This is a genomic window from Frankia umida, from assembly GCF_023242945.1.
Lineage (GTDB): Bacteria > Actinomycetota > Actinomycetes > Frankiales > Frankiaceae > Frankia > Frankia umida.
This window is the reverse complement of record NZ_JALKFT010000006.1, coordinates 255,001-274,733: the sequence shown is the minus strand read 5'-3', so window position 1 is coordinate 274,733 and position 19,733 is coordinate 255,001. Positions and strand designations below refer to the sequence as shown.

Sequence of the window (19,733 nt, the reverse complement as noted above, 5' to 3'; positions counted from 1 at the left end):
TCCATCGTGACATCCGGCGCGCGTCCACGGAGGTGCTGGCCGGCGCCAGTTCGCGTCCGGCTGTAGCTCCGCTCGTCGGCCCGCGCGTCAGACCGGGCTCGTCCGGCCGGGTCCGGCCGGATCGTCAGGCCGGATCGTCGGCGGCGAGGATGCGCTCGATGCTGGCCACCTTGCTGTGCAGCGCGTCGTCCACGGAGTCCCGCAGGTCGGCTTTCAGGACGAGGCTCACCCGGCCCGCGTGGGCACGGACGGCCTCGGTCGCGCGGCGCACGACCTCCATGACCTCGTCCCAGTCCCCTTCGATGGTCGTGAACATCGCGTTGGTCTCGTGCGGCAGGCCGCTGGCGCGTACGACCCGGACGGCCTCGGCGACCAGCTCCGCGACCCCCTCGCCGGCTCCGATGGGCGTGACACTGAAGGCAACCAGCATGAACCACACCTACCACGCGAAGCCCCGTCCGACCATCCGATGACCCTCCCCGGTGGACGACGTCCCACGCCGGACGACGGCGATCGGCGGGTGACGGCGACCGGAGTGCGGCCCACGGGCCGGCGGACCGGTGTCTCCGGAGGGCCGACAGCCGCCTGCTACCGTGACAAATCCGGGCGGCCGGTAAGCTGTCGACATGTCACCAGAAGTCACGGGTGGCGCACCGAACGGGCGATTGCGCAAACCCGGGACAACAGGGCCTGGCGACACGCCCTACCATTGCCCGCCGTGGGGTGGACGAAGACGGATAACGAGGCGTAGGTGGGGCCACGCACGCTGCTCGACGCGCTGACGGACCTTGCGGTGGTCGTCGGCGCGGACGGCCATGTCACCGACATGGGTGCGGCCGCCCAGGCGTTCCTGGCCGACCGTGTGCCGCGCGATCCGCATGTCACCGATCTGGTCGAGGTGGTCGACCCGGCGTTCCGGGTGGCCCTGGTCGAGGCGGTCACCGCCGGGCTGGCGCACAGCGATCAGTGGCGCGGGTCGGTCGGCCTGGTCACGGGCTCCGGGGCCACCGCGCCGCACCACGTCACCGTCCGGCGCGATCCCGAGGGCGGGCTGGTCGTCATCGCCCGGGACACCAGCGACAGCCGGGCCCGTGAGGTCGCCGAGAACGAGTCGCGCGCCAAGGACGAGCTGATCGCCCGGCTCGGCCACGAGCTGCGCACACCGCTGAACGCGATGCTCGGCTTCGCCCAGCTCCTCGAGCTGGAGCCGCTCTCCCCCGATCTGCACGACGATGTCGAACGCATCATCACCGGCGGCCGGCACATGCAGGCGCTCATCGACGACGTGCTCGACCTGGCCCGGTTGCGGGCTGGCCGCGGCGACATCAGCAAGGGTCCGGTGAACGTCCTGGACATCGTCAAGGGCGTGGTGGAGCTGGTCGAGCCGCTGGCCGCGCCGCGCAGCATCCGCCGGGTCATCCATCCGGCCGAGCCGCTGATCGCCGACGCGGACCGTCGCCGACTCTGGCAGGTTCTGCTGAACCTGGTCGGCAACGCGCTGAAGTACGGCCGCGAGGGTGGCTGCGTCCGGGTCGGCGTCGTCCCGATCACCGGCTCGCGGATTCGCATCGAGGTCGAGGACGACGGCGTGGGCCTCTCGCCCCGCGCGATCGACCGCCTGTTCCGACCGTTCGAACGCCTCGGCGCCGAACGCACGGGCATCGAGGGCAGCGGCCTGGGCCTCGCCCTGTCCCACGCCCTGGTGACAGCGATGGGCGGCGTGCTGACGGTCGCCAGCCGGCACGGTGTCGGCAGCGTGTTCGCCGTCGTGCTGGACGCCGTCGACATGCGCTTCGAGGACCCGGACGCCTACGACGACGACGGCTTCGACCAGCCCTACAGCGGTGGCTCGAGTGGCTACGGCTCCTCGGGCGGCTACGGCTCGTCCAACGGTTATGGCTCCTCGGGTGGCTACGGCTCCTCGGGCGGTTACGGTGCCTCGGGCGGTTACGGTGCCTCGGAGGGCTACGGCTCGTCGGAGGGCTACGGCGGCGCGGGAGATCGCACCGGCACGGGCAGCTACACCGGCGCGAAGGGATACGGGAGCACAAGCGGCCCCGCCAGCGCCGGAGCGCAGGGTTCCGCTGGCGGGGCCGGCTGGAGCGCGGGTGCCGCGAGTGGGTACAGCGGTGCGGCGGCGGCACTGTCAGGCGGTTCGAACGGGCGGCGAGCACCCTCGGACGACCTGCGGGTGGTCCATGTCAGCGGCGATCCGGCGGTGCGCTCCGCCGTCGCGAAGGTCCTCGCCGACACCCTTGGCGCCGACACCGTCACCGTGCCACGGGCAGGGCTGGCCCTGGACGCGGTGCGCCGGGCCCGGCCGGCGTTCGTCCTGATCGACCAGGATCTTCCCGACGCGTCCGCGCCGGAGCTGCTCGCGCAGCTGGCGGCGGACCCGACCGGCGCCGCCATCCCGGCGTTCGTGCTGGCGGAGGATGCCGACTCGCCCGAACGCACCCGGCTGCGCCGGGCCGGCGCCGTCGACGTCCTCGACCTGCCGCTTGTTCCCGCGAGCCTCACCACCGTCACCGCCGCGCTGACCGCCACGGTTCCCGCCCACCGCTAGCGCGCTGTCCACGATCGTTCAAGGACGGCGTTGCCGGCACGGGCCGTCGTCGCATCACTCCACCGGTGGTGGGTGGCAGGGGTCAGTCGGTCGACGCGTCCGCCGGGGGTGACCAGGCGGCGGACAGCAGGCGCTCGGACGCCCGGGCGGGGTCGATCGTCGCGTCGACCACGGCGCCGGCGAGTGCGGCGAGTGCGGCTTCCATCGCCGGGTCGGCGAGCCTGGCCCGCACGGTGGCCAGCGCGAGCGTGCGGATCTCGCCGCGGGCGCGGGCCAACCGGCGCCGTCCGAGCTCGCCGGAGGCGACCAGCCACTGGTAGTGGTCCGTGATCCGCCCGAGGAGGATGTCGATCCCCTGCCCGTGGACGGCCGCCAGCCGGACCACCCCCGGACCGGGACCGTCCGCCTGCGGCGTCCGTCGGCCCAGGCGGAGCATCGCGGTGAGGTCGGCGACGGTACGGTCGGCACCCGGCTGATCGGACTTGTTCACGACCAGGATGTCGGCCACCTCGAGCAGACCGGCCTTGACCGCCTGCACGCCGTCTCCGGCTCCGGGCGCGAGCAGCAGACAGGTGGTGTCGGCCAGCGCGGCGATGTCGACCTCGGCCTGGCCCACCCCGACCGTCTCGACCAGCAGCAGGTCGTAGCCGGCGGCCCCGAGCACGCGCAGCGCCTGCGCGGTCGCCAGGGCCAGACCGCCGAGCTGACCACGACTGGCCAGGGAGCGCACGAAGACACCCGGGTCACCGGCGAGCTCGGTCATCCGAATCCGGTCGCCCAGCAGCGCGCCGCCGGTCACCGGGGAGGACGGGTCCACCGCCAGCACCCCCACCCGCCGCCCGGCGTCCCGAAAGGCACGCGCCAGTGCCGCGGTCGTCGTCGACTTGCCCACCCCAGGTGGCCCGGTCAGCCCGACGATCTGCGCGGGCCTGGCCGGCCCGGCGTGGACCGCGTGCGCGGTGAGAGCGGCGCTGAGCTCCGGCCATCCGGCCGGGTTGTTCTCGGCCAACGACAGCAGCCGGGCCACGGCCCGCCGGTCGCCCTCGGCCGCCGCGGCGACCAGACCCGCGATCCCGGCGCCGGCCGCGGCGGGCCGCACCGGGCCGGTGTCCCGCTGGTTCGCCCGCACCGATCCAGTGTCCACCCGGCCGTCCGGTTTCCCGGGGACCGTCAGCGGACGAGGCTGTGACCCGGTCAAGGCCGTCGGGGGCCCGGTCAGGCCGTCGGGACGCGCAGGACGAGAGCGTCGCCCTGGCCGCCACCGCCGCACAGACCAGCGGCACCCAGGCCGCCACCGCGGCGGGCCAGCTCCTTGATCAGAGTCAGGACGATGCGGGTGCCGGAGGCGCCGAGCGGATGACCGATCGCGATCGCGCCGCCGTTGACGTTGACGATGTCGGGGTTGAGGCCGAGTTCGCGCACCGACTGGACCGACACCGCGGCGAACGCCTCGTTGATCTCGACGAGGTCGAGGTCGGCGGGGGTGAGGCCCTCCTTGGCCAGCGCCGCGGTGATCGCGTTCGACGGCTGGGAGTGCAGGGTGGCGTCGGGGCCGGCGACGAAGCCGTGGTGGCCGACCTCGGCGAGGATCGGCAGGCCGAGCTCCTCGGCCTTGGCCCGGCTGGCCACGATGACCGCGGCGGCGCCGTCGGAGAGCTGGGAGGCGGAGCCGGCGGTGATCGTGCCGTCCTTGCCGAAGGCGGGACGCAGGCGGGCGAGCGACTCCGCGGTGGTGTCGGCGCGCACCCCCTCGTCGGCGCTGATCACCAGTGGCTCGCCGCGACGCTGGGGCACGGTGACCGGGACGATCTCGTCGTCGAACAGGCCGTTCTTGGCGGCGGCGGCGGCCCGCTGGTGCGAGCGGGCGGCGATCTCGTCCTGCTCGGCGCGGGTGATGGCCAGCCGGCCGTTGTGCCGGTCGGTGCTGGCGCCCATCGAGACCTGGTCGAACGCGCACAGCAGCGCGTCGGTGTCGATCGAGTCGGTCAGGGCGGTGTCGCCGTACTTCACCCCGGCGCGCAGGGAGCGGACCAGGTGCGGCGCGGCGGTCATCGACTCCATCCCGCCGGCGACGACCAGGTCGAACTCGCCGGCGGCGATGTAGGTGTCGGCCAGGGCGATCGCGTCCAGCCCGGACAGGCACAGCTTGTTGATGGTGACCGCGGGGACCCGCATCGGGATGCCGGCCTCGACAGCCGCCTGCCGGGAGGCCATCGGACCCGCGCCGGCCTGGATGGCGTGCCCCAGGATCACGTAGTCGACCTGGTCGCCGGTGAGCCCGGCCCGCTCCAGCGCGCCGCGGATCGCGATGCCGCCGAGCTGCGCCGCGGTGAAGCCCCTGAGCGCCCCCGAGAGCTTCCCGATCGGTGTCCGCGCACCGGCCACGATCACGGAACCCGGCATGCCTGCCTCCTCATCGCCCCGCCGGCAACGTGCCCGCCGGTATCCAGCCCGCCGGCATCGTGCCCACTGGGCCTCGCCCCTCTGACTCGGGACACCACGCTCGTTCCCGTGGACACCACGATAACGTGATCTTGCTCGTGGCGCCCGCGTCGTGTGGGCCCTCGGCCCGGCCACACGACGGGCTCGGGCCGCTGCCACCCGGACCGGGACACCCCGCCCGCGGCGGTCGTGGCCGGGCGTCCCGGGGGTGCCGCCGTCAGGACAGCGAGCCGCAGCCTGGGACGAAGGGAGACGTGTCGGAGGGCAGCCGCACGGTGCTGGTGGCCGGGCTGCCGGTCACGGTCAGGCCGTCCCTGCTCAGGGTCAGCGCCGTGGTGGTGACGGAGAACGCATTTCCGTCCGTGGAGGTTCCGACGCTGATCTCGAGGTCGTGGTCGTGGTCGCCGCAGCGAAAGCCGCTGGCGGTGTTGGTGTGCGTCCCCGAGGTCAGGGTGAACCCGGTGGGCGGGGCGACGGCGACCAGGGTGTCGAGGCCGATGTAGTGCAGCAGCGCGTAGCTTTTCGTGCCGCCGCTGTCGCTGGTCTGCACCAGCAGCTCACCGAAACCGTCACCGTCGATGTCGACGACGGCGCTTGTCAGCGGCACGGAGATCTCGGGCAGGGTCACCCGGGCGACAACCGCGTCCCGCGAGAAGGTCACCCTGACGGTGGCGCCGTCGGATGACACGTCATCGGAGCGACCGTCCCCGTCGATGTCACCGGCCCCCGCCGGCCTGGCGGCCGGGCTGGGCAGCGGCGGACTGTTGACACCGGGGCCCGTCGAGGACGACGGTGAGCTGGGACTCGCCGACACCGTGGGCGAGGTGGTCGTCGGCAGGGTCGGCCGGGTGCCGGGCGAGCTGGGCGGTGTGCTGGCGCCCCCGCTGGCGGCCGGACCGCGGCCACCGGATGACTGGCCACCACCATGGGTGGAACCCGAGCCGCTGGGCCCGGAGCCGGTGCCGGCCGGGGTCGGACCGGTGTAGTTGCTCGGCACCACCGGGGGGACCGCGGGTTCGACCAGCTGGTTGGACGGGCTGGGTCGGATCGCGACCACGGCCAGCGCGATCAGCGCGGCCATCACCATCCCGCCGAGGGTGAACGCCGGCAGCCGCCAGCGGCGCCGACGATCGATACCGGCCCGGATCTGCCGATAGGCGTCCGCGGAGGGCCGGATCGGGTCGACCGCCTCGCTGAGCAACCGTGTGAGCTCGTTCGGTTCCAACGTGCTCACCGCAGCCCTTCCAGCTTGCCGCTGAGCGCGGACAGCCCCCGGGAGGTGTAGGCCTTCACCGAGCCGACACTGCAGCCCATCACCGCCGCCGCGTCCGCCTCGGACATGTCGGCGTAGTAGCGCAGGACGACCGCCTCTCGCTGACGCCGCGGCAGCTCACGCAGTGCCTGGATCACGGCGGCCCGCTCGACCAGAGAGTAGGCCCCCTCCTCGGCGCTCGCGGCATCGGGCATCGGCTTCGGGGCATGCTTGAGAGCGACGAGTCGACGACGCAGCGTGGAGCGTGCGAGATTGACGACCGTCTGCCGAAGGTAGGCCAGGGCCTTGTCCCGGTCCTGGAGCCGCCCCCAGGCCGCATGCACCCGGATGTAGGCGTCCTGGACGACCTCCTCGCACAGGCCGATGTCGTCCAGCAGCAGCGCGGCGAGACGCACGAGTGACCGGTAGTGCTCGGAGTACAGGGCGGTCAGGGCGGCGTCCGCGTCCCGCGCGACATCGCTACGGGCGGCGTCGCTCCGCGCAGGCACGGGCCGCCACCCTTCTACGACAGTCATGGGCGCGGTCACGCCACGTTGGACGCCGACCTGACCCTCGAAGTTGCCCCGAACTCACCACGGGTTGTCCGAATCGTTCTATCGCGTCGCGTGCCAAACAGACAGCCCCCACCCCCTGCCGCCGCACCGCGACACGCCGCCGCGCTCCGCCACCGTGCGGCGCCCGGGACCCACCACCCGCCGCTGGAGGCCGACCGTGAAGGACATCGTCGAGGCGATCATCGCCGGGCTGTCGCCGTCCGAGGCCCGTCATGCCGAGTTCGCCCAGTTCACGGTGCCCGATTCGTACCGTGCCGTAGTGGTTCGCCGGGACGAGACGGCCATGTTCGACGGCCTGCCCACCCAGGAGAAGGACCCGCGCCGCTCGTTGCATGTCGACGAGGTACCGACCCCGGAACTCGGCCCTGGTGAGGCGCTGGTCGCTGTCATGGCCTCCTCCGTGAACTACAACACTGTCTGGACTTCGATCTTCGAGCCGGTGCCGACGTTCGGGTTCCTGTCCCGCTATGGCCGGACGTCCGCCCTTGCGGCTCGTCATGACCAGCCGTATCACGCGGTGGGGTCCGATCTGGCCGGAGTCGTGCTGCGGACAGGACCAGGAGTACATGTCTGGTCCCCGGGGGACGAGGTCGTGGCGCACTGCCTGTCGGTCGAGCTCGAACACGCCGATGGTCACAACGACACGATGCTGGATCCCGAGCAGCGGATCTGGGGTTTCGAGACGAACTTCGGCGGCCTGGCCGAGCTTGCCCTGGTCAAGGCCAACCAGCTCATGCCCAAACCCGCGCATCTCACCTGGGAGGAGGCCGCCGCCCCCGGTCTGGTCAACTCGACCGCCTACCGGCAGCTGGTCTCCACCAACGGGGCGACGATGAAGCAGGGCGACATCGTGCTGATCTGGGGCGCCTCGGGCGGGCTGGGCTCCTACGCCACCCAGCTGGCGCTGCGCGGTGGCGCGATTCCGGTGTGTGTGGTCTCCTCGCCGGCCAAGGCGGCGCTGTGCCGGGCACTCGGTGCCGACCTGGTCATCGACCGGGCCGCCGAGGGCTACCGGTTCTGGCGCGACGAACACACCCAGGACCCGTCGGAGTGGCAGCGGTTCGGCCGTCGCATCCGCGAGCTCACCGGCGGGGAGGACCCGGACATCGTGTTCGAACACCCCGGACGGGAGACCTTTGGCGCCTCCGTCTATGTGGCCAGGCGTGGCGGGACGATCGTCACCTGCGCGTCGACGAGTGGATTTCGCCATGAGTTCGACAATCGTTACCTGTGGATGCACCTCAAGCGGGTGATCGGCACGCATTTCGCGAACTACCGGGAGGCGTGGGAGGCCAATCGCCTGGTCTGCCGGGGGATGATCCACCCGACCCTCTCCCGGGTGTACCCACTTGCCGAAACCGGCCAGGCCACCCGGGATGTGCACCGCAACGTCCATCAGGGCAAGGTCGGTGTCCTGTGTCTGGCTCCGTCCGAAGGGCTGGGTGTGCGCGACGAACAGCTACGCGCCCGCCACCTGAGGGCAATCAACCGGTTCCGTGGCGTGTAGTCGCGGAATTCGCGACGGGCCCAAACACCGGCTGGCCTCACGCTGTGCCGCAGCGTCTGAGATGCTCAGGTCCTATGACCGAACACACCGATCTGATCCCGATGGCCGGCGAGTCCGGCGGGACCCCCGCGTTCGACCTGGTGCGTCGTGGCTACGACCCCAACCAGGTCACACACCACGTGAACTGGTTGACCGAACAGCTCCACGAGGCCGAGGCGCACCGGGCGGCAGCCGAGGCCGCGGCGTCGGAGGCGGCGAGCGAGGCGGCCCGGGTCCGTGACGACCTGGCCGCCAACCGTCCCGCCTGGGAGGAGTTCGGTGGCCGGGTCACCCAGATCCTCCAGCTCGCCGAGGAGGAGGCCGCCACCGTCCGCGCCGAGCGGACCAGGGAGGCCGAGGCCCGGCTCGAGGAGGCCCGGCGCATCGTCACCGAGGCCGAGGCCGCGCGGGAGAAGACCCTGCGCGACGCCGACGAGCAGGCCGCCTCGATCGTCTCGACGGCGCGCGCCGAAGCCGAGCGGATCGTGGACCTCGCCCGTTCGACCGCGGCCGCGGCCGAGGACGAGTCCCGGCGGCGTCTCGGCGACCTCGAACGCCAGCGTGAACAGGTCACCACCCAGCTCGCCGCCCTGCGCGACCAGGTGACGACCCAGCTCGGCGCCCTGCGCGACAAGCTGACCGCCGCGAGCGCCTCGATCGCCTCGATCGAGGCCACCCCGATGGACGACCGCAAGGCGCTCACCGCCGAGCCACAGGCCCTGCCGGCCCCCGCCGGGCGCGGCGCCTGACCGCACCCGCACCCGCACGGCCCTCGGGCGTGGCGCCGTCGGGCGCCGTGGTCCGGGTGGTTCATGGTGGCCCCAGGGGTCGGTCAGCCCTGCGGGCCGGGCGTCAGCCTGCCTGGTTCGGCCGTGGCCGGGACGCGCGACAACGGCGCTCCCAGCAGCCGCGGTGCCAGTGCCGGCGGTCGTCGACCCGCTCCGGCTGCCACACGACCAGATGCGGCGTGCCCGGTCTGATCTCGTGATCACAGCCGGGACACCGGTACATCTTCACCGACGCCGCCCCACTGAGCGACCGGACGGTCCACTCGCCGTCGCGCAGCCGCACCACCGGGTCCGCGATCCACCACACACCCGGCCGCGGCCCCGTGTCCCGTTCACGTTCACGTTCACGCTCGTGCCCGGATCGCCGCCGTCGCTGTACGCCCCCGCCACGGCGTGCCCCGCGGGTCACGAGCGTGTGGTTCCACCTGCCGGACCGGAGCCGCCCCGGCCACGATCCCGGTCCCGGTCCCTGTCCCGCCGCCCTCGCCACGAGCCGGACCCGGCACCGCCACCCGCCGGACCGGCATCGGACTCGGTCACCCAGTCCGCCCGGCTCACGACCTCACCGTCGACGATGCGCGGCGGATCCCCGCCCGACGCACCGCGTGCCGCGTGCCCCGGCCGGACCCGGTCGATGCCGGCCACGACCAGCGACCGTGCCACCTTCGCCTTGCGCACAGCTCCCGCGGGGCTCGCCAACGCCGCCGAGGCGCCGATGAGCACCTGGAAGCCACGGTCGCTGCCGCGCCAGTGCTCCCGCAGAATCGGCTCGCCGGCGCCGACCACCAGCCGACGGAACGCGAACGCCACGATCGCCACATCGTCGAGTTGGCCGACGACGGGGATCATGTTCGTCACCCGGTTCTTCGGCGACGCCAGATAGGCCAGCGCCACCGCGGCCTCCACCTTCGCCGAGTGCGGCACCCGCGGATCGGCGACCACCCGACGCAACATCACGACGAGGTCGGGCAGAAAGGTCACGACCTCCCGGCCAAAGGTCAGCAGAGCGTCCTTGTCGAGCGTGGCCATCGCCGCCGTGCCACCTCCCAGCTACCCGCCAGTACCCAGCTACCCGCCGGTACCTGTGATCACCTGTACCAGCGATCACGCATCCGCAAACCGGGCATCCGGTCGACCGACCACATTCTAGTGCGCGTCACCGACCCTCCTCGGCCGCCGACACCACCGGGTGGGGGCCTCCCGGTGGCCTCACACCGGCGCGCGACGGCCGTGTTCCCGAAAGCCCCGTCCCGTCTTGCGACCGAGAAAGCCAGCTCGAACCAGCTGCTCGAGCAGCGCGGCGGGTGCGAGGCCCGGCTCGCGGAACTGTTCGTGCAACGACCGGGTGATGGCCAGGGTGACGTCCAGTCCGATCACGTCCGCGAGCGCGAACGGCCCCATCGGATGGGCACACCCGAGCGTCATCGCCGTGTCGATGTCCTCCATCGTGGCGTAGTGGGCCGCCACCATGCGGATCGCGTCGCCCAGATACGGGAACAGCAGTGCGTTGACGATGAAGCCCGCCCGGTCGGCGCAGCGCACCGGCTGCTGCCCCGCCGCTCGGGCCAGCGCCAGTACCGTCTCGGTCGCCGCCGCCCCCGTGAGCACCGTCGGCACCACCTCGACCAGACGCATCGCCGGCGCCGGGTTGAACCAGTGCATCCCCACGACATCCCGCGGCCGGCTCGTCGCCGTGGCACATTCGATCACCGGCAGGGATGACGTGGTCGTCGCGAGCACCGCCCCCGGTCGGGCCACCTTGTCCAGATCGCTGAACAGCGCCCGTTTGACCGCCAGATCCTCGACCACGGCCTCGATGAGGATGTCGCAGTCGCCGAGATCCCCCAGGTCGGTCGTGGTCCGCAACCGGCCGAGCGCCGCCGCACGCTCGTCCTCGGTACACCGTCCACGGGTCACCGCGGCCGCCAGCGCGGCGTCCAACCGTCCCCGCACTCCCCCGGCCGCGGCGGGATCCGCCTGGTCGGGACGGCGCACCCGCACCACCACCTCATGCCCGCTGCGCAGCAGCACCTGCGTGATCCCCAGCGCCATCGTGCCGCCGCCCACCACCCCGCACACGCGTACCGGCCGGGAGGGCGGCGCTGCCGCTGCCGGTACCGCTGCCGGTGTCGGGTCGCCCGGCACCGTCCCGTTCGAGTCCGGGCCGGTGGCCGGCGGGTAGGTGTGGAAGCCCCGTCCGGACTTGCGTCCCAGCAGGCCGGCGGCGACGAGCTGGCCGAGCAGCGGCGCCGGCGCGTGGCGGCGATCGCCGGTCTGGGCGAACATCGAGTCGAGGATCTCCCGGGCGGTGTCCAGCCCGATCAGGTCGAGCAGGGCGAGCGGCCCCATCGGATGCCCGCAGCCCAGCCGCATCGCGGTGTCGATGTCGGACGCGGTGGCGAAGCGGGCCTCGGCCATCCGCACCGCGTCGTTGAGATAGCCGAACAGCAGGGCGTTCGCGATGAACCCGGCCCGGTCGGCGGTCACGACCGGTGTCTTGCCGGCCGCCTCGGCCACCTCGACCACCATCGCCAGCGCATCGGGGTCGGTCACCACCGTGCGCACCACCTCGACCAGGCGCATCACCGGCGCCGGGTTGAACCAGTGCATGCCCAGGACGCGCTGCGGTCGTCCCGTCCCGGCGGCGAGCTCCAGCACCGACAGCGAGCTGGTGTTGGTCGCGAGCACCGTGTCCGGCGCGGCCAGCTCGTCCAGCCGGGCGAGCAGTGCCGCCTTGGCCTCCAGCCGCTCCTCGACGGCCTCGATGACCAGTCCGCAGCCGCTCGTCCCCGCGGCGGCGACCGCCGCGAGATCGGTGCCAAGCCGCAGCCGGGCGACCACGGCGTCGTGCCCGGCGGCATCAAGCTGACCGTGCGCCCTGGCCCGTTCGAGCGATCGCGCCACCCGTTCACCGCCGCGGCGCAGCGCGTCGGCGTCCCGCTCGATTCCGACCACCGTGAACCCCGCCCGGGCGAGCGCCTCGGCGATCCCCGCGCCCATCGTGCCCAGTCCCACGACGGCGATCGGCCGCTCCGACAACGACATCTCGGCCATGCCACGCTCCCCGCTACCGACGGTGATACCGCGGACACGCCGATCCTCCCAGGCCACCCCCGGCCCGGCCCGACGATCATCTGCCGGCGAACCACGGCCATGGTTCACGACGCCCCGGTGCGAGGCCGCGGATGTGCGGGGGTCGCCGTGGGGGCGAGGGTCAGAACAGGGTGGGGATGGAGGGTTCCAGGCCGCGCAGGTCGTCATAGTCGACGACGGCGCAGCCCAGGCCGCGGTCGGCGGCGAGCAGACGGGCCTGGGGGGTGATGGACTGGGCCGCGAGGATGCCCCGCACCGGGCGCGGCAGCGCCGGATCATCACGCAGCCGGGCCAGGTAGCGGGTGAGCTGCTCGACCCCGTCGATCTCACCCTTGCGCTTGATCTCGACGGCGACCGTGGAGCCGTCGAGATCGCGGCAGAGCAGGTCCACGGGACCGATGCCGGTCTCGTACTCCCGGCGGACCAGGGTGAGCCCGGGTGCGATCGCGTCCGGACGGTCGGCCAGCAGGACCTGCAGGTGCGCCTCGACGCCGTCCTTGCGCAGGCCGGGGTCGATCCCCAGCTCATGGCTGGAGTCGTGGAGCACGTCCTCGATGGTGATGATGAGCTGTTCGGACGCCTTGTTGCTCACCCGCCACACGCCGGGCTCCTCGGCGATGACACAGGGCGGGCTCATCCAGTTCAGCGGTTTGTACGCTCGGCCATCCGCGTGGATGGACACCGAACCATCCGCCTTGACCAGCACGAGCCGTACCGCGCTTGGCAGATGGGCGGTGAGCCGCCCGACGTAGTCGACGCTGCACCGAGCGATCACCAACCGCATGCGGTCACGGTACCGCGCCCGATCCGGCCCCCCTGCCCGACCCCCGACCGCCAGCGGTCGTCCGGCGCCCGCCGAACGCCCACGACAGACGAGCGGCAGGACCGTCAGGAAGATCCCCCGGCGGAGGGCTTCACGGCGGAGGGCTTCACGGCGGAGGGCTTCACGGCGGACGCCTCTTCGGCGCCGCGGTGGTGTTGGAGGACCAGGTCGTCGAGCAACGCCCGGCGCCCGGCGTAGCGCTGGCCCAGGGCCTGTGCCTTCTCGGCACCCAGCCGCGCCAGCCGGACGGGGTCGGAGTTGTCCTGCATGTCGGCGTGTTTGACGACGACGGCCAGCGGGTCGGCGGCGACCCGGGCCAGATAGTCGCGCATGGACTCGTCCGGACGATGCGAGAGCGCGTCCACCGCGGCGACGACCAGGGTCGGATATCCGGCCGCGGTCAGGTGTTCCAGCGTGATCTCGCTGTCCTCGACGACGTCATGCAGGATCGCGGCGAACTGGGCGGCCAGGGGGTCGACCCCGGCCGGTCCGGCGGTGCGGGACACCGTGTCCATCACCCGACGGGGATGGCCGATGTACTCGTCGCCGGCCTTGTCCCGTTGCCCGGCGTGCATCCGGGTCGCCAGCGCCACCGCGTCCTCGAGCGAGGGCACCGCCGGAGCAGCCGTGGCGGGGCTGGCGGAGGTGGCAGGGCTGGCGGGGCTGGCAGGGGTGGCGGAGGTGGCAGGGGTGCCGTCAGGAGGACTCGAGCCCATGAGCTGACCGTACGACCTCCAGGATGTTCAGGATGATGGCGTCCAGCTCGAAGTCACGGGGAGTGAAGACACCGGCCACGCCGAGTCGGGTCAGGCGTTGTGCGTCGGCCGGCGGGATGATGCCCCCGACGATCACCGGCAGGTCGCCGGCACCGGCGGCCCGCAGCCCACCGATCACCTCCGTCGCCAGATCCAGATGGGCACCGGAGAGGATGGACAGGCCCACCACGTGGACGTCCTCCTCGATCGCCGCGGCCACGATCTGCGCCGGCGTCAACCGGATGCCCTGGTAGATCACTTCGAATCCGGCGTCACGGGCCCGCACCGCGATCTGTTCGGCACCGTTGGAGTGCCCGTCCAGACCGGGCTTGCCGATCAGCAGCCGGACTGGCCGCCCCAGCTCGGCCCGGGTGCGCACGACCAGCTCACGCACCTCGTCCGCCCGCGAACGTCCCCCCGCTCCCACCTCACCCCCGCTGGACGGGACACCTGCCGTGGACGAGCTGCCTGCCGTGGACGAGGCGCCTGGGGCGATGGTGCGGGTGGCGCCGGCGACGCCGGTCGGGGCGCGGTACTCACCGAAGATCTCACGAAGAGTGTCGGTCCACTCGCCAGTGGTCACCCCGGCGCGGACGCAGGCCAGGGTGGCGGGCATCAGGTTCGCGGTGGTCGCGGCGGCGGCGCGCAGCTCGAGCAGGGCCGCGCGGACAGCGGCCGCGTCCCGTCCGGCCCGCCAGGCGGCGACGGCACGCTGCGCCGCCTTCTCGGCCTCGGGGTCGACCGGCTGGATCGCCGCGTCCAGCTCGGCGAGCAGTGGGTTCGGCTCGGTCTCGGTGAACCTGTTCACGCCGACGACGACCTGGGTACCATCCTCGATCCGGGCCCGGCGGTCGGCCTGGGCGGACACCATCGCCGACTTCAGGTAGCCGCTTTCCACGGCGGCCACCGCGCCCCCCATCGCCTGCACCCGGTCGATCTCCGCGCGGGCACTGGCGACCAGCTCGTCCACCCGGGCCGCCACGACGACCGAGCCCTCGAAGAGATCCTCGTGCTCGAGCAGATCGGTCTCGTGCGCGAGGATCTGCTGGATACGCAGCGACCACTGCTGGTCCCACGGCCGGGGCAGGCCCAGCGCCTCGTTCCAGGCCGGTAGCTGCAACGCGCGGCAGCGGGCGTTCTTCGACAGTGTCACCCCGAGGGTCTCCAGCACGATCCGGATGATGTTGTTCTCCGGCTGCGCCTCGGTCAGGCCGAGCGAGTTGACCTGCACTCCGTAGCGGAACCGGCGGGCGGCCGGGTCGGTCACCCCGTAGCGGGTGCGCAGCAGCTCGTCCCAGAGGGCGACGAACGCGCGCATCTTGCACAGTTCCTCGACGAACCGCTCGCCGGCGTTGACGAAGAAGGACACCCGCCGGCAGACCTCGCTCATCCGCTCCGGCGTGCCGATGCCCGCGGCGGCCACCGCGTCCAGCACGGCGATCGCCGAGCAGATCGAGAAGGCGAGCTCCTGCACCGGGGTGGCGCCGGCTTCCTGGAGGTGGTAACTGCAGATGTTGATCGGGTTCCAGCGCGGCAGTTCCGCGACCGCGTACGCGATGACGTCGGTGACCAGGCGCAGGGACGGCCCGGGTGGGAAGACATACGTCCCGCGGGAGAGGTACTCCTTGATGATGTCGTTCTGGGTGGTGCCGGCGAGCTGCGCCGGGTCGGCGCCCTGCTCCTGCGCGACGACCTGGTAGAGCGCCAGCAGCCACATCGCCGTGGCATTGATCGTCATGGACGTGTTCATCCGCGCCAGCGGGATCTCGTCGAACAGCTGGCGCAGGTCACCCAGATGCGCGATCGGCACGCCCACCCGGCCGACCTCACCGCGGGCCAGCGGATGGTCCGGGTCATAGCCCGTCTGGGTGGGTAGGTCGAAGGCGACCGACAGGCCGGTCTGCCCCTTGGCCAGGTTGCGCCGGTAGAGCGCGTTGCTGCGCGCCGCGCTCGAGTGCCCCGCGTAGGTCCGAAAGATCCAGGGCCGGTCCCGAGCCGCCGCCGCCGACTCCACTGGTGTCATTGCCGCGGCCTCATTTCCGAGCGGGCCGCGCCGGCGGCCGGGGACGGACGTGTTCCCGCCCCGGCCGAGCGGACGGCGGGCGAGGGCATGAGACTACGACCACACGCCCCGCCGGCGCTCACCGAACGTCCATACCCCGCTACCCGCTCAGGCGCCGATGCAGGGCTGCAGCGAACCCTTCCAGACGTCCACCAGGGCCTTGGGGATGCTGTCGCAGGCTCCGGCGCCGTGGCTCACGATCGTCCAGGGCCCGGACCCGATCCGGCGCCACACGTGCGGATCGGCCGGCGGGCTGGCGACACCGGCGACGTTGATCCGGCCGATCGCCCAGTACTGGTCCTGCGCGGCGTCCACACCCTCGACCGCACCGAAGTACATGCCCTCCACCACCGTCACCTGCGCGGCGGTGACGGTGGTGGAGGGATCGGTCTCCTTGATCTCGGCCGCCACGGTGAACTGCAGGGCCAGGCGGAGCGCCGCCGGGTTCGGTTCGGAGTTGAGCACCATCTGGTGTGCCGCGCCCGGACTGCGCGTGGCCGCCCAGGACGGCGTCCCCTGCACCGGGCTGAGTTCGGCCGCGGGCGTCTGACCGGTCGCGGTGTCGCCGGCGGAGTGGTCACGATCGGCGGTGGCGAACCCGATCCCCAGGCCGAGCACGATCGCGACGACGAACGCCACGATCACCACGACGGGTCGCAGCTCACGCGCCCCGAGCAGCCCCACGGGCCGCGCGCCGCGTTCGCTGGCGATATCCACCTGCGCGGGCACCTCCACGTCCTGCACGCCTCCGTCCAACCTCCACCGTGCCGTGACCGGCGAGCCGCCACCCGTAGGCCGAACCCGATCAGCACGTACCCGGCAAGCATGCCCCATCCGACGGGCGCGCGGCAGGCAGGCACACCCTGGATGACACACCGCTTTCCCTTGGGTTCGATCCGCTTACCAGACGATCGGATCGCACCATCGCCATCATCCTCCGCAGCCAGCGAAACACCGCACGATTCGCCGACCCGACCGCGAGGCTGCGGCCGGGTGCGTCCAGACGCGGTCCACCGGCCACCAGATGTGACCAGGCCGCGGGGACGGATCGGCCCGCATCGGTCGGGAACCCGCCGACCGATGCGAACGTCTGGGACGATGGACGGCGGGCCGGGCGAGCCACGCCAGGCCGGACGGGCCGCCTCGGAGCAGCGGGGCGTCGGGAGGTGTCGGGCGGCCGTGAACACGGCGGAGTTCCTCATCGGGCCGACGGTGCTGGTGGTGGTACTGGGGCTGCTGCTCATCGCGGCGCGGTGGGCGAGCACTCCGCTGCGGGCCCTGCCCCGCGGTATCCCGCTCGGTCACGACTTCGGGCTGCTCGTGCCCGTCGCCATCGTCGACACCCCGGCCGAGGTGACCCTCGCCCAGGCGGTCCTGTGCACCCAGGGCATCCGCTCCACGTGGGCGATGGCGATGACCCCGCTGCACATCGACGCGTCCGGCAACATCCTGTCCCGCCCGCGCCACCGCCGCCACGTGCTCGTCTTCGGCGTGGACGCCGCCCGCGCCACCCGCACCCTGCACCCGCCCCGCGGCGGTCAGCTCCCCTACGCCTGACCCCGCGGCGCCGGCTCTCCCACCCGAGCGGCGGATGAGTGGATGACCGGTGGCACCTTCAGGCGACCGCGCGGTCCCGGACGCGGGTGATGTCGGCGCCCAACGCCCGCAGATCCTCGACGAAATGGGCGTAGCCGCGGTCGATGTGGTGCACCTCGGTCACCTCGGTGACCCCGTCGGCGACCAGACCCGCGAGCACCAGGGCCGCCCCCGCCCGCACGTCCGAGGCCATCACCCGCGTACCGGTCAGCCGAGCGGCCTGGCGCACGATGACGTGATGGCCGTCGGTACGCAGATCGGCGCCCAGTGTGTGCAGCTCCCGGCAGAACACGAACCGACTGTCGAACACGTTCTCGGTGATCAGCGACGTGCCGGAGCTGATCGCCTCCAACGCGATCACCTGCGGCAGCAGATCCGTCGGGAACCCCGGGTACGGCAGGGTCACCACGTCGATCGAACGCGGCCGCTGCGACCCTGCCACCCGAAACCCGTCCCCGCGCACGTCGACCTGCGCGCCGGCCTCGACCAGCTTCTCCAACACGATCGCGAGATGCTCCACCCGACCGCCACGGATCAGCACGTCCCCGCCGGTCATCAGCGCGCCGACCGCGTACGTCCCGGCGACGATCCGATCCGCCACCGTCTCGTGCTCCACGGCGGACAGCCCGTCCACCCCGTCCACCACGAGCGTGGACGACCCCGCCCCACCGATCTGCGCCCCCATCGCCGTCAGCATCGCGCACAGGTCGGCGATCTCCGGCTCGCGCGCGGCGTTGTCGATGACGGTCGTGCCCTTCGCCAGCACCGCCGCCATCACCAGGTTCTCGGTGGCGCCGACGCTGGGAAAGTCCAGCCAGATCGACGCCCCCTGCAACCGCCCGTCGGTGCGCGCGACGAGCACCCCGTCCTCCACGTCCACCACCGCACCGAGCTGGGTCAGCCCGTTGACGTGGATGTCCAGCGCCCGCGACCCGATCGCGTCCCCACCGGGCAGCGCCACCCGCGCCTCACCGCGGCGCGCCACCAACGGCCCGAGCACCGCCACGGACGCCCGGATGCGCCGCACCAGATCACCATCGGCGGCTCCCCCGGCGTCCTCGGGCATGTCGATGCACAACCGCCCGCCCGCCGCGCCGCCCCCCGAGGGTGTCTCCCACTCCCGGTGCCGGCTCACGGTGGCACCCAGCCCCGTGAGCACGTCCGCCATCACCGTCACGTCAAGGATGTCGGGGACGGCTGTCAGGACCGTCCGGCCGGGAGCCAACAGACTCGCGGCCATCAACTTCAGCACCGAGTTCTTCGCACCCGGAACGGCGACCTCACCGATCAACCGGGTGCCGCCAGTCACCACGAAGCGTTCCACGGATCTCGATGCTAGGTCCTGGCCGGAAGATCTTCACCGGCCCCCACCACTTTGACCATAAGCACACCTAGTAATCGCCTTGTCCCCCAGCGCCCTCCGCCAGGACCGACACCCCGTCGTGCACCCGCACGAACGCCTCATCCCGGCCCGCCAGAGCGTCCGCCACCCGCACCGCGAACACCTTCGAACCGTTGGCTTCGCGTCCGCGCGTCGGGCCGGCCCGCTTCCTAGACTGGGGGCATGGCGGTACACCTGACCCGGATCTACACCCGTACCGGTGACGACGGGACGACGGCGCTCGGTGACATGTCCCGGGTGGTGAAGACGGATCCGCGGCTGGCCGCCTACGCCGACGTCGACGAGGCGAACGCGGCGATAGGCGTGGCGCTGGCCCTCGGCGGGCTGGCGGACGAGGTGCGCACCGTGCTCGGGCAGGTCCAGAACGACCTGTTCGACGTCGGCGCCGACCTGTGCACCCCGGTCGTGGCGGACCCGCCGTATCCGCCGCTGCGGATCACCGAGGGCTATGTCGACCGGCTGGAGGAGGCCTGCGACCGGTTCAACGCCGATCTGCCGAAGCTCGCCTCGTTCATCCTCCCCGGTGGGACACCGGGCGCCGCTCTGCTGCACACCGCCCGCACGGTCGCCCGGCGGGCCGAGCGGTCGGTCTGGGCGCTGCTCGAGGCCGACCCGGAGCACACCGGTCCCCTGCCGGCCCGTTACCTCAACCGGCTCTCGGACCTTCTGTTCATCCTCGCCCGCATCGCGAACCCCGGCGGCGACATCCTCTGGCGACCCGCGGCCCACGCCTGATCACCGGCTCCCCCGCGTGGGAGCCAGAGGCCGTGCGCGGCCGGCGGTGGTGGTGAGGCGCCACGGCGCGCGCCGGCCGGGGCCGGTCACATCCCGGG

General features: G+C 72.5%; 18 protein-coding genes. 5 read left to right on the top strand and 13 right to left on the bottom strand.

Annotation, left to right across the window (positions count from 1 at the left end; all coding sequences use genetic code 11):
• Window positions 1–124 precede the first annotated feature (124 nt).
• Window positions 125–430, bottom strand: coding sequence for an MTH1187 family thiamine-binding protein (locus MXD59_RS08865; protein ID WP_163547740.1), 306 nt, complete (start codon window positions 428–430; stop codon window positions 125–127).
• Window positions 431–751: 321 nt separating this feature from the next.
• Here MXD59_RS08865 and MXD59_RS08860 point away from each other — a divergent pair, with 321 nt between their 5' ends.
• On the top strand, window positions 752–2,566 hold the full coding sequence (locus MXD59_RS08860) for an ATP-binding response regulator (protein WP_248824250.1): 1,815 nt from the start codon (window positions 752–754) through the stop codon (window positions 2,564–2,566).
• Window positions 2,567–2,648: 82 nt separating this feature from the next.
• Here the strand turns inward: MXD59_RS08860 and meaB are convergent, their stop codons facing one another.
• From meaB to MXD59_RS08840, 4 genes are all read right to left on the bottom strand, one after another.
• The gene (gene meaB / locus MXD59_RS08855; protein ID WP_308301675.1) at window positions 2,649–3,710 is read right to left on the bottom strand and encodes a methylmalonyl Co-A mutase-associated GTPase MeaB; all 1,062 of its coding nucleotides are present in this window, start codon (window positions 3,708–3,710) and stop codon (window positions 2,649–2,651) included.
• Window positions 3,711–3,781: 71 nt separating this feature from the next.
• Window positions 3,782–4,969, bottom strand: a complete 1,188-nt coding sequence (locus MXD59_RS08850; RefSeq protein ID WP_248824249.1) for an acetyl-CoA C-acetyltransferase — start codon at window positions 4,967–4,969, stop codon at window positions 3,782–3,784.
• A 256-nt stretch (window positions 4,970–5,225) separates the two neighbouring features.
• Window positions 5,226–6,242 carry an FG-GAP repeat domain-containing protein gene (locus tag MXD59_RS08845; RefSeq protein WP_248824248.1) on the bottom strand — a complete coding sequence of 339 codons (1,017 nt, stop codon included), beginning with the start codon at window positions 6,240–6,242 and terminating at the stop codon, window positions 5,226–5,228.
• On the bottom strand, window positions 6,239–6,796 hold the full coding sequence (locus MXD59_RS08840) for a SigE family RNA polymerase sigma factor (protein WP_251080282.1): 558 nt from the start codon (window positions 6,794–6,796) through the stop codon (window positions 6,239–6,241). Before MXD59_RS08840 ends, MXD59_RS08845 begins: the two co-directional genes overlap by 4 nt.
• Window positions 6,797–6,992: 196 nt before the next feature.
• On the opposite strand from MXD59_RS08840, the gene ccrA reads away from it, so the two are divergent.
• Complete coding sequence (gene ccrA / locus MXD59_RS08835; protein ID WP_248824247.1) at window positions 6,993–8,342, top strand: crotonyl-CoA carboxylase/reductase; 1,350 nt, start codon at window positions 6,993–6,995, stop codon at window positions 8,340–8,342.
• Window positions 8,343–8,416: 74 nt separating this feature from the next.
• Complete coding sequence (locus tag MXD59_RS08830; protein WP_248815005.1) at window positions 8,417–9,130, top strand: ATP synthase subunit B family protein; 714 nt, start codon at window positions 8,417–8,419, stop codon at window positions 9,128–9,130.
• Window positions 9,131–9,233: 103 nt separating this feature from the next.
• Here the strand turns inward: MXD59_RS08830 and MXD59_RS27315 are convergent, their stop codons facing one another.
• From MXD59_RS27315 to MXD59_RS08795, 7 genes are all read right to left on the bottom strand, one after another.
• On the bottom strand, window positions 9,234–9,452 hold the full coding sequence (locus tag MXD59_RS27315; protein WP_504858346.1) for an Rv1322 family protein: 219 nt from the start codon (window positions 9,450–9,452) through the stop codon (window positions 9,234–9,236).
• Window positions 9,453–9,574: 122 nt separating this feature from the next.
• Window positions 9,575–10,198 (bottom strand): YkvA family protein, encoded by a 624-nt coding sequence (locus MXD59_RS08820; protein ID WP_248824246.1) that lies wholly within the window; start codon window positions 10,196–10,198, stop codon window positions 9,575–9,577.
• Between the two features lie 180 nt (window positions 10,199–10,378).
• Window positions 10,379–12,214, bottom strand: a complete 1,836-nt coding sequence (locus tag MXD59_RS08815) for a 3-hydroxyacyl-CoA dehydrogenase family protein (RefSeq protein WP_372512003.1) — start codon at window positions 12,212–12,214, stop codon at window positions 10,379–10,381.
• Between the two features lie 169 nt (window positions 12,215–12,383).
• Window positions 12,384–13,046, bottom strand: coding sequence for an endonuclease NucS (gene nucS, locus MXD59_RS08810; protein WP_163547699.1), 663 nt, complete (start codon window positions 13,044–13,046; stop codon window positions 12,384–12,386).
• A gap of 104 nt (window positions 13,047–13,150) precedes the next feature.
• Entirely contained in the window at window positions 13,151–13,801 is a 651-nt protein-coding gene (locus MXD59_RS08805) for an HD domain-containing protein (RefSeq protein WP_248824244.1), read from the bottom strand.
• A complete protein-coding gene (locus tag MXD59_RS08800; protein WP_248824243.1) occupies window positions 13,782–15,863 on the bottom strand; it encodes an ethylmalonyl-CoA mutase in 2,082 nt (693 codons plus the stop codon). Before MXD59_RS08800 ends, MXD59_RS08805 begins: the two co-directional genes overlap by 20 nt.
• A 147-nt stretch (window positions 15,864–16,010) precedes the next feature.
• Window positions 16,011–16,646 (bottom strand): hypothetical protein, encoded by a 636-nt coding sequence (locus MXD59_RS08795; protein ID WP_248824242.1) that lies wholly within the window; start codon window positions 16,644–16,646, stop codon window positions 16,011–16,013.
• 435 nt (window positions 16,647–17,081) lie between these two features.
• On the opposite strand from MXD59_RS08795, the gene MXD59_RS08790 reads away from it, so the two are divergent.
• Window positions 17,082–17,459 (top strand): hypothetical protein, encoded by a 378-nt coding sequence (locus tag MXD59_RS08790; protein ID WP_248824241.1) that lies wholly within the window; start codon window positions 17,082–17,084, stop codon window positions 17,457–17,459.
• Between the two features lie 58 nt (window positions 17,460–17,517).
• Here MXD59_RS08790 and murA read toward each other — a convergent pair whose 3' ends face one another.
• Window positions 17,518–18,822, bottom strand: coding sequence for a UDP-N-acetylglucosamine 1-carboxyvinyltransferase (gene murA / locus MXD59_RS08785; protein WP_248824240.1), 1,305 nt, complete (start codon window positions 18,820–18,822; stop codon window positions 17,518–17,520).
• A 240-nt stretch (window positions 18,823–19,062) separates the two neighbouring features.
• On the opposite strand from murA, the gene MXD59_RS08780 reads away from it, so the two are divergent.
• A complete protein-coding gene (locus tag MXD59_RS08780) occupies window positions 19,063–19,635 on the top strand; it encodes a cob(I)yrinic acid a,c-diamide adenosyltransferase (protein ID WP_248824239.1) in 573 nt (190 codons plus the stop codon).
• The last annotated feature ends 98 nt before the right edge of the window (window positions 19,636–19,733 follow it).